The sequence below is a fragment of the Luteibacter aegosomaticola genome (assembly GCF_023078475.1).
GTDB lineage: Bacteria > Pseudomonadota > Gammaproteobacteria > Xanthomonadales > Rhodanobacteraceae > Luteibacter > Luteibacter aegosomaticola.
In genome coordinates this window covers 3,416,137-3,430,329 of the sequence record NZ_CP095741.1, presented here as the reverse complement: position 1 = coordinate 3,430,329, position 14,193 = coordinate 3,416,137, and the positions used below count along the sequence as shown (strand labels likewise).

General features: G+C 62.7%; 12 protein-coding genes. 10 read left to right on the top strand and 2 right to left on the bottom strand.

Annotation, left to right across the window (positions count from 1 at the left end; translation table 11 throughout):
* Positions 1-8 precede the first annotated feature (8 nt).
* The 10 genes from argC to L2Y96_RS15220 all read left to right on the top strand — a co-directional run bounded on the left by argC (position 9) and on the right by L2Y96_RS15220 (position 12,183).
* Positions 9-956, top strand: a complete 948-nt coding sequence (gene argC / locus L2Y96_RS15260; protein ID WP_247327956.1) for an N-acetyl-gamma-glutamyl-phosphate reductase — start codon at positions 9-11, stop codon at positions 954-956.
* A gap of 9 nt (positions 957-965) precedes the next feature.
* The gene (locus L2Y96_RS15255) at positions 966-2,255 is read left to right on the top strand and encodes an argininosuccinate lyase (protein ID WP_247327955.1); all 1,290 of its coding nucleotides are present in this window, start codon (positions 966-968) and stop codon (positions 2,253-2,255) included.
* 99 nt (positions 2,256-2,354) lie between these two features.
* Entirely contained in the window at positions 2,355-3,494 is a 1,140-nt protein-coding gene (proB, locus tag L2Y96_RS15250; RefSeq protein ID WP_247327954.1) for a glutamate 5-kinase, read from the top strand.
* A complete protein-coding gene (locus L2Y96_RS15245) occupies positions 3,491-4,744 on the top strand; it encodes a glutamate-5-semialdehyde dehydrogenase (protein ID WP_247327953.1) in 1,254 nt (417 codons plus the stop codon). Before proB ends, L2Y96_RS15245 begins: the two co-directional genes overlap by 4 nt.
* Before the next feature lie 139 nt (positions 4,745-4,883).
* Positions 4,884-6,248: a TolC family protein gene (locus L2Y96_RS15240; protein WP_247327952.1), complete on the top strand. Its 1,365-nt coding sequence runs from the start codon at positions 4,884-4,886 to the stop codon at positions 6,246-6,248.
* Between the two features lie 135 nt (positions 6,249-6,383).
* Entirely contained in the window at positions 6,384-7,703 is a 1,320-nt protein-coding gene (locus L2Y96_RS15235; RefSeq protein ID WP_247327951.1) for an MFS transporter, read from the top strand.
* 807 nt (positions 7,704-8,510) lie between these two features.
* Positions 8,511-8,639: a hypothetical protein gene (locus L2Y96_RS22920; RefSeq protein ID WP_256452190.1), complete on the top strand. Its 129-nt coding sequence runs from the start codon at positions 8,511-8,513 to the stop codon at positions 8,637-8,639.
* Between the two features lie 41 nt (positions 8,640-8,680).
* On the top strand, positions 8,681-9,607 hold the full coding sequence (locus L2Y96_RS15230; RefSeq protein WP_247327950.1) for a HEAT repeat domain-containing protein: 927 nt from the start codon (positions 8,681-8,683) through the stop codon (positions 9,605-9,607).
* Entirely contained in the window at positions 9,597-10,385 is a 789-nt protein-coding gene (locus L2Y96_RS15225; protein WP_247327949.1) for a hypothetical protein, read from the top strand. Before L2Y96_RS15230 ends, L2Y96_RS15225 begins: the two co-directional genes overlap by 11 nt.
* 124 nt (positions 10,386-10,509) lie before the next feature.
* Positions 10,510-12,183 (top strand): ABC transporter ATP-binding protein, encoded by a 1,674-nt coding sequence (locus L2Y96_RS15220; RefSeq protein ID WP_247337062.1) that lies wholly within the window; start codon positions 10,510-10,512, stop codon positions 12,181-12,183.
* A 3-nt stretch (positions 12,184-12,186) separates the two neighbouring features.
* On the opposite strand, the gene L2Y96_RS15215 is transcribed toward L2Y96_RS15220, so the two are convergent.
* Both L2Y96_RS15215 and kynU read right to left on the bottom strand, forming a co-directional pair.
* Positions 12,187-12,897 (bottom strand): hypothetical protein, encoded by a 711-nt coding sequence (locus L2Y96_RS15215; protein WP_247327948.1) that lies wholly within the window; start codon positions 12,895-12,897, stop codon positions 12,187-12,189.
* Positions 12,894-14,174 carry a kynureninase gene (gene kynU, locus L2Y96_RS15210; RefSeq protein ID WP_247327947.1) on the bottom strand — a complete coding sequence of 427 codons (1,281 nt, stop codon included), beginning with the start codon at positions 14,172-14,174 and terminating at the stop codon, positions 12,894-12,896. The genes L2Y96_RS15215 and kynU overlap by 4 nt, the downstream gene beginning before the upstream one ends.
* Positions 14,175-14,193 lie beyond the last annotated feature (19 nt).

Here is a 14,193-nt window from a genome sequence, read left to right as displayed (position 1 = left end):
CCCAAGCCATGGCCACCAAGACCATCGGTATTGTCGGCGCGCGCGGCCACACGGGCGCCGAGCTGATCCGCCTGATTGCCCGGCATCCGTCGCTCGAGCTGGCGTTCGTTTCGTCGCGTGAGCTGGATGGCCAGCGCCTCGCCGAGCACAACGACGTGTACAAGGGCGAACTCGCCTACACGAACCTCGATCCGGCCGCCGTGGCGGAGCAGGGCGTGGACGTCGTGATCCTCGCGCTGCCCAATGGCAAGGCCGCCCCGTACGTGGAAGCGATCGACAAGGCCGGTGGCGACACCGTCATCGTCGATCTCTCCGCGGATTACCGCTTCGACGAGCGCTGGTACTACGGCTTGCCCGAGCTGTACCGCGATCGCTGGCGTGGCGAGAAGCGCATCAGCAACCCAGGTTGCTACGCCACCGCCATCCAGTGCTCGATTGCGCCGATCAAGGACCTGCTCGCGGCACCGCCTGTTTCGTTTGGCGTCTCGGGTTATTCCGGTGCGGGCACCACGCCTTCCGATCGCAACGACCCGGACAAGCTGCGCGACAACCTCATGCCGTACTCGCTCACCGGGCACATGCATGAGAAGGAAGCCAGCCGCCATCTCGGCCTGCCGGTGGAGTTCATGCCGCACGTGGCGCCGCATTTCCGTGGCCTCACCGTGACGACCAACCTCTACCTGGCGAAGCAGTCGAAGCGCGAAGACATCGTCGCGCGCTTCGAAGCCCGCTTCGCGAACGAGAAGCTGATCCACGTCGTGGATGAGGCACCGTGGGTGAGCCAGATCGCGCACAAGCACTATCTCGAGGTAGGCGGCTTTGCGCTGTCCGTGGATGGCCGCCGTGTCGTGGTGGTCGCCACGCTCGACAACCTGCTGAAGGGTGCCGCCACGCAGGCCATGCAGAACGTTAACCGTGCGCTCGGTTTCGACGAGCTCACCGCTATCCCGCTTTAAGGACCGACGATGACCCAGCCGCTCTGGCAGAAATCCGATACGCAGGTCGATGCGAAGATCATGCGTTTCCTCGCCGGCAACGACGTGGTGCTGGATCGCGAGTTTTTCCTGCACGACATCACCGCCAGCAAGGCGCATGTGGAAGGCCTGGCCAATATCGGCGTGGTTTCCGCCGAGGAGCGCGATGCGCTGAAGCGTGAGCTCGATGCGCTGGCCGCCGATTTCTCGGGCGGCGCCTTTGTGCTCGATGAGCGCTTCGAAGACGGGCATTCGGCCATCGAGGCACGCCTTACCGAGCGCCTGGGCGACGCAGGCCGTCGTGTGCATACCGGCCGCAGCCGTAACGACCAGATCCTGGTCGCGACGCGTCTGTGGCTGAAGGAAAAGCTGTCGACGCTCGAGGCCGTGTGCCGGCGCATCGCCGAGGTGTGCCTGGAGCGCGCCGCTGGCGAAGCCATTCCGATGCCAGGTTATACGCACATCCAGCGCGCCGTCGTGTCGTCGACGGGCATGTGGTTTGCGGCGTTCGCGGAGGCCTTCATCGACAACACGCTGCGCGCACGCCAGGCGCTCGAACTGATCGACGCCAACCCGCTGGGTACGGCGGCCGGCTACGGCGTGAACGTGGGCTTGGATCGCGCGCACACCACGCAGGCGCTGGGCTTCGCGCGTATGCAGGTCTCGCCGATCTATGCCCAGCTCTCGCGCGGCAAGTTCGAGATGGCGGCGCTCGATGCCGTAGGTACCGCGCTGCTCGATACGCGCCGTCTCGCCTGGGACCTGTCGCTGTTCACCACGGCGGAGTTCGATTTCGTGAAGCTGCCGGCGGAATACACCACCGGTTCGTCGATCATGCCGAACAAGCGGAACCCGGATGTGGTTGAGCTCTTGCGTGCCAGCTACGCCAGCGTCGCCGCTGCACGCACGGAGATCGAGCAGCTGCTCTCGCTGCCCTCGGGCTACCAGCGCGACCTGCAGTTCTCCAAGGGCTCGCTGTTCCATGGCTTCTCCATGGGCCTTGGCGCGCTGGAACTGTTGCCGGACATGCTCGCTCGCTTCGAGTGGAAGGCCGACAAGATGCGGGCCGCGATCGAACCGGCGATGTACGCGACCGACGTGGCGATCGAGCAGGCCGTCGCCGGCGTGCCGTTCCGCGACGCCTACCGCGCTGCCGCGGAAACCGCCGCCTCGGCCGGTGAAGGTCGTTCGCCGGAATCCAGCCTCGCGGCACGCACCTCCCCAGGCGCCGGGCACGACCTGATGCTCGACACCCTCCGCGCGAGGCTCAACAAGATGTAAAACCCGCTCTTGTAGGAGCGCGCTTGCGCGCGATAGGTGCTCGCCGCAGCCCCGAATCGCGCGCAAGCGCGCTCCTACAAAGGCACAGCAGGAGGCACGATGGCGTCCGGCTTCACCGAACAAGCCTTACCGCACTGGCACCGCGCCGTTCTCAAGGTGGGCAGCAGCCTGCTGACCACGCCCGAGGGTGCGCTCACCGGCCAGCATGCCGAAGCACTCGCTGCCTTCGTCAGCGCCAGCCGCGCAGCGGGCAGGGAAGTGGTCATCGTCTCCTCAGGCGCCGTCGCCGCTGGCCGTGGTCTCGCCCCGGCACCGACTCGCAGCACGGGCCTCAGCGGCCGCCAGGCGCTCGCCGCGCTCGGCCAGACCCGCCTTGTGAGCATGTGGCAGACCTTCTTCGAAGCGCCGGTCGCTCAGGTGCTCCTCACCCATGACGACCTGCGCAACCGCCGTCGTTACCTTAATGCGCGCACGACCCTACGCGAGTTGCTGGCCCTCGGTGCCATCCCGGTTATCAACGAGAACGACACGGTGGCGGTCGATGAGCTGAAGCTCGGCGATAACGACAACCTTGCGGCCATCGTCGCAGCGCTGGTCGATGCCGATGTGCTCTTCATCGCTTCCGACATCGCCGGGCTGTATACGGCGAACCCACGTATCGACCCTTCCGCGGAACCCGTGCCCGAGGTGCTGGAACTCACGCCAGCACATCTGGATAGCGCTGGCGGGGCAGGGACGGCTGCTGGCACCGGCGGCATGCGGACGAAGCTGGAAGCCGCCATGAAGGCCGCAGCGGCCGGTATCGAGACCGTGCTGTTCGATGGGCGCGACGCGCGCTGCATCGTTCGGCTCACCGAAGGCACCCTCACCGGGACACGCCTGCGCGCACCGCAATCTCGCCTCGCCGCGCGTAAGTACTGGCTGCGCCATGCACCGGCCATGGGTCGGATCAGCGTGGATAGCGGCGCGCTGGATGCGCTGCGCAGACGCGGTGCCTCGTTGTTGCCGGGCGGCGTGGGCGACGCGACCGGCGAGTTCGCCCGGGGTGACGTGATCGAGATCGCGGCGGACGGTGTGCCCTTCGCCCGCGGGATTGCCCAATACGCCGCGACCGATGTACGCCGCATCGCGCGGCGCCACACGCGTGACATCGAAGCCGTGCTCGGCTACAGCTATGGGGAAACCATCGTCCACCGCGACGATCTTGTCGTCCTGCCCGAACCCGCGAGAACGCCATGACGCACCTGCGAGACCAGGCCCTGGCCTGCCGCGACGCCGCCCCTGCCATCGCAGGGCTCGATACGGCCGCGAAACAGCGCCTCCTGAACCGCATGGCCGATGCGCTGGCCGCCGATACCCATGCGGTGCTCGAAGCCAACGCACGCGACATGGAGGCCGCCCGCCACAACGGCACCAGCGCCGCCATGCTCGACCGCCTGCGCCTCGATGAAGGCCGCGTCGCTGGTGTCGTCACGGCGATCCGCCAGGTGGCTGAACTCCCCGATCCGGTGGGGCTCGTTACCCGCCGCGACGTGCGCCCAAATGGCATCTCCGTAGAACGTGTCCGCATTCCGCTGGGCGTCATCGCCATGATCTACGAGGCGCGCCCCAACGTCACCGCCGATGCCGCCGCGCTCTGCCTCATGGCCGGGAATGCAGCGATCCTGCGCGGCGGTTCCGATGCCATGCATTCGAACCTCGCTATCGCGGGCGCCTTGCGTCGTGCGTTACGCGAAGAGGGCCTGCCCGAAGCGGCCATCACGGTCATCGATGACCCCAGCCGCGATGCCATGGTCGAGCTGCTCCAGCTCACGGACATCGTGGACCTTGCGATCCCGCGCGGCGGGGAAGGCCTGATTCGCTTTGTCGCCGAGCACGCCCGCGTGCCAGTGATCAAGCACTACAAAGGCGTATGTCATCTGTACGTCGACAAAGACGCTGACGAGGCCCTTGCCATCGATCTCCTCATCGACGGTAAGACGAGCCGCCCGGGCGTGTGCAACTCGCTGGAGACGCTGTTGGTGCACCACGATGCGGCCGCCTCGTTCTTGCCGAAGGCGGTGGCAGCGTTGCACGCCCGTGGCGTCGAGGTGCGCGGCGACGAGATCACACGCATCCTGGCTCCCGAGGTTGGTATCGCCATCGACGAAGACTACGCCGCCGAGTTCCTCGACCTCGTGATCGCGGTGCGCGTTGTCGCCGATATCGACGACGCCATTGCACACATCCGCCGCTTTGGTTCCGACCATACCGAAGTCATCGCTACGCGCGACCTCGTCGCCGCCGATCGCTTCGTGAAGGCGCTGCGCTCGGCGGTGGTCATGGTGAATGCCTCTTCGCGCTTCAGCGATGGCGGCGAACTCGGTCTTGGGACGGAAATCGGTATCTCGACCACCCGACTGCATGCGTATGGGCCGATGGGTGCTGAATCACTCACGGTCGAGCGCTTTGTCGTCAGGGGGGAGGGCCAGACGCGCCATCCGGTTTGATCCTGCCGAACCGCCGCAAAGCCCCGCGGCGTTCGGGGGGCACAGTGTAGGCAGAGCCTTACGCCGATCAGCGGCGTAGGCTGATTCCCGAGATCCACGGTCGTCCTGATCATGCCGCCAGTGATCAAGGACGGAATGGATGACGGACATGCGAACGGGAACACTCGCGATAGCCATGGCGTGGGCCATCGTGCCGCGCCTGGCGTACGGCTACGACGCGTCAGGTGACCGCGCGTCCTACGCTTTGGATGATCCGGTTTTCGCTCAGGCTGTGCACGAACAGGCGGCGGCGAGGGAGGAGGTAGGGCAAGCGCTTGCGCAGCGTTTTCCGCGGGTGGACGCGCGCGTGTCGTTCACTCATAAGACGTCTGTGGTTGGCGCCGGGCTCCATCGCTGGGCTACCACCGATGTGTCCCGGGATGCGCAGAGCTTCGATCCCGGATTTACCCGGAAGCGGTCGCTGGCGTTGTCGCTCACGTTGCCTGTGATCGACATGCCCGCGCACTACGAGATCCAGGCGGCCAGGGCCAATGCACGGGTCGCCGAAGCGAGGATGGCAGCTGCACGTCGCGATCTCTTGTTCCGCCGGATGCTCGCGGAGGTCATGGTGTATCGAGATCGTGAGCGGCTTATGCTGGCAGAGGAGAGCGCGCGCGCGTGGTTGGCGCTAACTGATCTCGCTCGCCTTCGGCTCGAGGTAGGCCTCTCTCCTGTCACTGACGTGGCGGAAGCGATCTCCCAAAGCGCCGCCGCCACCACGGCCGTGATTGAGGCGAAGCGCCAATGGGAGGACTCTCTCGTCCAGTACCGCTTGCTGAGCGGTGGCCCGTCACCTCCCGACAAGTCGCACCCGTCGCTCATGACCGCACTGGTCAGGCCGCACCACCGGCCGGCGGCCGCGCTCATCGAGGATGCCCTGCGCCATCCGTTGTTGGTCGGTGCAGGGCATGAAGTACTCGCCTCTGGGTATCGCTTCTCCGCGGCGCGGGCAGCACACCTGCCTACCCTTCGGTTCGAGGCGAGTTACGGCGTGGCGACCGTATGGACGGATCGGGCAGGGCGTAGCGGCGCTGGTATTCGGCACAACGGCCGGCCCATTGTCTCGATGATGTTGACGTTGAACGTGCCCTTGATCGCAGGTACCGCCGTCATGTCACGCGTTCAGCAAGAGGCAGCGCGCCGCAGTGCGAAGGAAGACGCTCTGGAGACGGCGCGCCGTGACATGGTTCGAAAGGTTCGGACGGCTTCCCGAAAGGCGAATGATGGTTCCAGGCTGCTCGAATCCGCGCGGAGTGCCGTCCTTGCCGCCGAGGCCGCACGGGACGCGGTGGTGAGGGGCTTCTCCGCCGGAACACGTAGTTGGGCGGATCGCCTTGGCGCCGAGCGCCGGCTGATTGACGCACGCCTCGCTGATGCTCGTTCGCGCGCTGACTTGGCTGAGAACAATCTTAGGCTCGGAGCGATGGTGGGTGATCTGGACACCATCGCCATGGGTGAGATTTAGCTCAATGGGGCAGGGCCCGCAGGCGTTTTGCAGGGCTTTCTGCACTATCGCTTCGGAGCAAGCAGTCGTCAGGAGAGCCCAAAACCCGGAGTCGTGTAAGGTCCGAGTTCGATCCTCCGTTCCGGGCTCCGCCGCATGTCCTCCGCACGTACTTCTTCAGCGTCTTCCACCGACGCAAGCCTCTCCACCCGCCACCGCCTTAAGTCCATCATTGGCGGTTCTACCGGCAACCTGGTGGAATGGTTCGACTGGTACGTATATGCGGCTTTCACGCTTTACTTCGCGCCGCACTTCTTTCCCAAGGGCAACCAGACCGCACAGTTGCTGAGCGCCGCGGCCGTCTTCGCGGTGGGCTTCGTCATGCGGCCCATCGGGGCGTGGATCATGGGTGTCTACGCCGACCGGCGCGGGCGGAAGGCTGGCCTGACCTTGTCGGTGACCCTGATGTGTGCCGGCTCGCTGATCATCGCCTGCACGCCAGGCTACGAGAGTATCGGCATCGCCGCACCGGCTTTGCTCGTTATCGCCCGCATGATGCAGGGCCTTTCGGTGGGCGGCGAATATGGTGCAAGCGCCACGTACCTGTCTGAGATGGCAGGCAAAGACCGTCGTGGGTTCTATTCCGCCTTCCAGTACGTCACGCTGATTTCTGGCCAGTTGCTCGCGATCCTGCTGCTCCTCGTGCTGCAGTCCTTCATGGCGAAGGATACGCTGGATGCCTGGGGCTGGCGCATTCCGTTCGCTATCGGCGCGGTACTGGCTATCGTGGTCTTTCGCATCCGCCGCGGGCTGGCGGAGACCGAGAGCTTCAAGAACGTGAAGGCAAGCGATGCGCCGAGATCCGGCTTCCTTGCCCTGTTCAAGCACCACCCGAAGGAAACGCTTCTGGTCATGCTGCTGACCGCCGGTGGCACCCTTGCGTTTTACGCCTACTCGATCTACATGCAGAAGTTCCTGGTGAACACCAGTGGTTTCACCCGCGAGGCCGCCAGCCAGATCAACGCGGTGACACTGTTCGTCTTCATGCTGCTCCAGCCGGTGGCCGGCGCGCTAAGCGACCGTACCGGCCGCAAGCCGCTCATGGTGGCGTTTGGTGTACTCGGCGTGGTCTTCACCTACCCGATCTTCAGCACGCTGGAGACGACACGCGATCCGGTCATCGCAGGGCTTCTCGTGATGGCCGCGCTGGTCATCGTTACGGGCTACACCTCGATCAATGCCGTGGTGAAAGCGGAACTATTCCCCGCACACATCCGCGCACTTGGCGTGGCGTTGCCGTACGCCCTGGCAAACACCGTCTTCGGCGGCACCGCCGAGTATGTCGCGCTTAGCCTCAAGGGCGCGGGATGGGAACAGGGGTTCTACTGGTACGTGACCGCCATGATCGGCCTGTCGCTGGTGGTGTACCTGCGGATGCGGGATACGCGGCGGGATAGCCTCATTCTTGAGGACTGAAGTCCGCACTCACAGCCTCCATGATCGGGCTGGGGCGCTCGACGCGCCGCAGCCCGATGCGGTCGGAGAGAATTAAGTCGTCTGTGCTCGGCACGTGCCGTAGGCGGTTGCGCGGAACATGCTCCCCGTTCGGGCGACGTCCACTCGAGGTTGGCCGACAAGGTCGCCACGGTATCGGTCTCTGCAAGTTCCGCGTACCTGAGCTACCGCGAAACTGCGCGCGAGGCTCGCGGAAGCAGCGATGGCGGAACCATGAACGCCGACAGTATGGCCCTGGTGTACGGCGTTCATATGCGGGGTAGAAATCAGAAGTGCAGCAAGCGAGAAGCTCGACGCTAGGCTCATAGATACTCCTTTAAAAGGGGGGTAAGCGCTCCCCGTTTTCAGGCGAACGACGACATGCCGCCGACCAGTGCCTATCCTGGCGGAGCGAAGAACTCGATCCTGTAGGCTGTGGAGGAGATCGACGCAGCACCAAGTCGCGTCGTTTCGTAGGGATTCGCTGACAACGTCGTTCTTTGAATGGGCCCTGGTCACACGTCGAATCGCGTGAGCGTTCAAAGACGCAAAGGTGACCGCTAGCTCCCAATTGAGGCCGGCTCAAGTGCGGTGTGCGTGGCTTCTCTTTGTATGCCTTCGGACCACAACAAAGTGTGTGGCTGGGCAACGCAACGCCTTTGACGGATTGCGCCTACAAAGATCTCGTCCATCGCCCACGTGGCGTAGGGGCAACGTCCGGCGTCTTTAAAAAGGGCGACGACGTAGCATTTCTCGTGCGCCATCCCGGCGCCCATCGAGAGAAACAACATGAACGACGAAGTGTGCATCCCTGATCTGCCGTACCAAGCGTCAATCGTCGGCCAGATCGCAGAATTTGGTGTCGATAAGCCTCCGCTGTGGATTGAGATCGTCCAGGAAGTTCAGCGCTGGTCCTGATAGGGACGATGGCGGGGCCTCAAGTGTGAGGCTCCGCACTTATGGAAGAGGTTTCCGTGATTAATCACATGAGTTACGCAGTCGCGCGTGTGCCCGAGTTGGTGAATTTCCTGCGCACGGTGGACGAGAGGCTGGTCAAGCACAACGAGTCGTCGTTCTGGCCGGCAGTGGAAGGATTCGAGAGCATCATACAAAGGGATATATGGGACCAGGTGTTCTCCCGTGCCGCGGGTAAGCTGGTATCTGATCCGCTATACAACGGTGGACGAGACTGGGGGGTTCAGGGATTCCTCCTGTGCGAGTCTGATGCCTTCCACTTCTCTGTCAGATCGACAAAGCGAAAGGAACTTGGGAGAAATGTCGTGGATCCAGTCGACGAGCGAATGACGGCCATTTCGTCCACGATGGCGGCACCTTCCGTCATCTTTGCTGTTGGCCCGGAGAAGGTCGGCTTCCATGTCTTTTCAATGCCATCTTCGGCAGACCTGGATGTATTCGATCCGACGGCTCGGATCGAAAGCCGAGGCGGTAGAGAATTTCTACCATGGACACGAATCGACATTGACGCGCCGCGAGAGACGCTCGAACTGAACAGTGATTCGGCGGAGCATTGCTGCATCGTCGAGCTGGCTATGAAGCCATCGCGTTCACAAAGGTGGGAATTTGATCGTAACACTGGCGCGCCTCTCGGCGCCGTTATGCTTTCCCGTGAAAGTGTCGTAATTAAGTCCATGCTTGGCGAGATCGAGAGATTCAGGTACGTGCCTGCAATTTCGCAGGTGGCCGACCTTATCGATCACCCTGATTTCAATGTTCGGTGGGCGTGCATGAAGTGCGCTTTTTCTCTTGATTCCACAGTTGGCCGGAAACTGTTGGACCGTCTCACCACGGACTCGAATCCATACGTTAGGAATTCGGCGCTAGGGATAATCAAGTCAATGCGAGGGAGTGCTAACCATGCCTGTTGAAGTGAGTGCATTCACGGATGAAATCATTGGTCTGAGCGAATTCCGGAGGCGGGTTGTCGCTAAGGTCGATCCGCAGGATGAGGCGACGCTAAGAAATATCAGCCTCGATCTTGTGGCGCTCGCCAATAATGAAGAAATTCTTCTTTCGCAGATGGCCAAAGACATAGGTCTCTGGAGAGAGCCTGATTTCGCGATGTATTCGGCACAAAGCTGCATCCTTGATCGGTTTGGTCCATTTACAGTGCGCGCCAACATTTGGCCTTCGGTCGCCGTGACTCGTGGTGAGAAATCTGCGCTCTCATACAATGCATACCACGATCATAATTTTTCATTCGCGACGACAAATATCTACGGTCCTGGCTACGTCACCGACCTATTCGAGGTGCCGGCAAGCGAGAGGCAATTGAATGTGGCGGATACTGTCGATATCAGGTCTGTCGGGGAGTGGCAGCTTCGTAAAGGGCGTGTAGTCATCTATTCAAAAGGATCTGACGTGCATGCACAGCTGCCTCCATTGGAGCCGTCTGCATCGCTGAATCTCATCGTTAGTGGGGAAGACGTGCTTTACGGGGATCAGTTCTATTTTGATCCGAAGAGAAAGATGATCATAGGAATGGTCGAGAACGTGGTTGCGAAGCGCATGTCCTTGCTTGAGCTTGGTCGCTACCTGGCGGGTCCTCGCTCAGTTGCCTGTTTGCGTGAGATCTCGGAGTCTTGTAAATGCGTCAGGTCTGCAGCGATCGCGGCCGAGCTCCTTCAAGGGGTGGGTCGTGGCTAGAAGGCAGGTATTTGAGCAGCGTTCTGGTGCGAGTGATGGCGAAGATCGGGGGATCTCGGACTACCGATGGATCTTAAGTTATGCATCGCCATATTGGTTCCACTGCGTCGTCGCGATTGTGTTCATGCTTGTCGATGCAGGTGCGGCAGCCGGGTTTGCGAGATTGGTGCAACCCATGATCGACGATACCTTCTCCGCATCGCCTTCCGTGTCCGTGTGGCGCGTAGCATCCATGGTGGTATGCGTTCTTGCCTTGCGGAGTGTTGCCGGCTTCGTGGGTGATGTAGGTATGGCCTACGTTGGTAGACTCACGGTGCGTGATGTGAGAGATGAGGTCTTTTCTGCGCAACTTACATCGTCGGAAGCGACCGAGTCTTCAGACACGGTTGGCGATAGGGTGGCGAGCGTGGCGTATGCTGTCGAGCAGCTTGCTTTCTCGGTGACGGACGCCCTGAAGATTGCAATTCTCGATGGGTTTACCTCGGTCTTTTGTCTTTGTGTGATGTTCTATCTCAGTCCGGTCTTGGCCGCGACGATGATTGGAATGATCCCGGTATTGGTGCTTGTTGCGATTTGTTCCGGGAGGTTCATAAGGAGCCTCAGCTCCGCTTATCAACAAAAGGTTTCGGAGGCAAATACGGTTGTCGTCGAAGCGTGGTCGAGCTCAAGGTATATAAGGATTTTTGGTGCATTTTCCGTTGTTCGATCGAGGTTTTCGACCTGCTCGTCGTCGCTTGCAGAAGTCGGAATGCGCCTTTCCCGGGTGTCGTCCGCGGCGAGCGCTCTAACGCAGTTGGCCGGAGGGATTTCGTTAGCGCTTGTCATCGTTGTGGCCTCGGGCGCGGAGGTTCCTGGCGGTGCTCGCGTCAGCGCGGGAACTTTCTTTTCTGTCATCACTGCTATGGGGATTGCACTACCATCCATGCGGAGGCTGTCGGGGGTGTATGCCAGCCTCCAGCGCGCTTTTGTCTCAGCGGGTATGATTCGCGATGCGCTTGCTCGGTCTGGTGGTGATTCCTCTCAGGGTGCTCACCTGAATGCGGGGCGTGTTGACATTGAGTTCGATAGCGTGTCGTTGCGATATGAGGGCGCAGAGGCGTTGGCCGATGTTTCATTTCGATGTTCTGCGGGCACCTTGACGCTATTGGTCGGAGAGTCCGGTAGTGGAAAGTCGTCGCTGCTGTCCCTTATTTCTGGCTTCCGGTCTCCTTCAGAGGGCGTCGTACGCCTCAATGGCTTGCCATTTTCTGATTACTCGACTGAGTCCGTCTTCGGCGCGACGACATGGGTCGGATCAGATACGGTCCTGATGAGCGGTACAGTTCGCGAGAACATCGCATTCGGCGAACTTAGCGACGCTTGCCTGGACGACGTGATCTTGTCGGCGCGAATGGCGTCCGCATGGGATTTCATCTCATGCCTTCCTGACGGGATTGACACCGCGCTCGGTGCCGGAGGGCGTGAGTTGTCGGAAGGACAGAAGCAGCGAATCTTGATAGCCAGAGCAATGATGAAGACGACGGCCAGCATCGTGCTGTTGGATGAAGCAACTAGTGCGCTGGATAGACCCACTGAACGGGCCGTTGGTCAGGGGCTTCTGAGTGTTTTTCGGGGCAGGACGATTCTCATGGCTAGCCATCGCCTTGACCTTGCTGAGCAGGCGGATCAAATTCTGGTGATGGAGCGCGGTCGAATCGTGGAAGCCGGCAAGCATCACGAGCTGCTTGCGCGACGTTCCTCATATTGGAAGCTCGTAGAACAAGCACCGCGAGGTGCTACAGCCTCGGCACACAGTTAGCGCTCATCGCGGCTCCGTGAGCTCGTGGAGGCCGTGGCGCAGCTTCTCGGCGACCCGAGTCATTGCCTTCCAGCATCGCTCCAGTGCTCCCAGTAGCTCGCCACGATCCACCGCGATCGTCTCCTGCCTCCCACCTTCCTCCGGCGCAAACTCCACCAGTAACCGCTCCCCATCAATCCACGACTGCGCACCAGCGAAGAAATCCGGCGTGTCGTACTTCGACGAACCCACGCCGCGCGGCATGGCGAAGGCCGTGCGGCCCTGGCGGGGGGCGTGGGTGAGGAGGTCGCGGGCGACTTCGTAGGAGCCATCGTCGGTGTCGAGTTCCAGCGGAACGCGGTCGAATTCGGGGCCGAGGAAGAGCTCGATGCTGCCGTTCACGGCGGCGTGTTTCGCGAAGCCTTCCAGGCGCGCTGCCTTGCTGCCGACGATGGGCCGCAGGTTGGCGAGGTAGCGGTCGGTGGCCTCGGGATGCTCGCTTAGCCAGTGGCTGCTCACATCGAGCAGGGCGAAGCGGTGGCCGTTGTCGACCGCTTCGATGCCGTAGTGGCGTACGCCATCGGGCAGGTCGGGGATTTCCACGCGGAGGCCGCCGGCTTTCAGGCCGAACAGCGTCCGGCCCGGCACCATGCGCAGCCAGTGGGTCGTGGCCTGCATGGCGAAGCCGTTGCCGCGCTCCACATGGGGGGCGGCATAAAGATCACCGAGGCTCATGCGTGGCTCGCGCGCCAGGCCTCGATGGCCTCGACCGCGCCGAGGCAATCGGCGAAACGGTTGTACAACGGCGTCGGCGAGAGGCGGATCACATCCGGCTCGCGCCAGTCGCCGATGACGCCGTGCTTTTCCAGGTATTCGAACAAGGCGCGGCCAGCGTCGCGTCCGGCGCGTACGCGGATCGAGAGCTGTGCACCGCGGTGGGCCGGATCGTTGGGCGTGACAATACCCAGCGTGTCGTCGAGGCGCGTGCGGATCAGCCAGTCGAGGTACGCGGTAAGCCGGCGGCTCTTTTCCACCAGCCGCGGCATGCCCGCGCGCGTGAAAACATCCAGCGACGCGCGCAGCGGTGCCAGCGCGAGGATCGGCGGGTTGGAGAGCTGCCAGCCATCGGCGCCCGGCGTCGGGACGAACTGTGGGCCCATCTGGAAGCGCGTGCTCTTGTCGTGACCCCACCAGCCTGCGAAGCGGGGCACATCGGCATGCGCATGGCGTTCGTGCACGAACGCGGCGGCGACCGCGCCCGGGCCAGCGTTCATGTACTTGTAGGTGCACCACACGGCGAAGTCGGGGCCGGTCTCGTGCAGGGTCAGTGGCAGGTTGCCCGCGGCGTGGGCCAGATCGAAGCCGACCATGCAGCCGGCGGCGTGGCCCAGCGCCACGATCCGGTTCAGGTCGAACACCTGGCCGGTACGGTACTGGATACCGGGTAGCAGGATCAGCGCGAGGCGGTGGCCGTGTTCGGCGATCGCAGCCTCGATGGCATCCATGGACAGCGTGCCGCCGGCGCCATCGGCCTTGAGTTCGATCAGGTCCGTGGCGGGGTCGAAGCCATGGAAGCGCACCTGCGATTCCAGCGCATAACGATCGGTCGGGAACGCGCCGGCTTCCATCAGGATGGCCGGGCGCTCCGGCGTGGGCCGGTAGAAGCTCACCATCATCAGGTGAAGGTTCACGCCGAGCGTGTTCATCGCGACGACTTCGTGCGGCTTCGCGCCAACCACGTCGGCCATCGCGTCGCGCACATACTCGTGATAGTGCATCCACGGCGAGCGGCCACGGAAATGGGCCTCTACCGCGAGCTCGGACCAATCGTGCAGTTCGGCTTCGAGGGCGGCACGCACGCCTTTCGGCTGGAGCCCGAGTGAATTGCCGCAGAAGTAGAGCGTATCGCCGCCATCGTGCGGCGGGATGTGGAACTCGTCGCGGAAGCGGCGCAGTGGGTCGGCGGCGTCCTGGGCGTCGGCCCAGGCACGCGTGGCTTCAAAACCGTTCATGGCGGAAAAACCTGGAGCA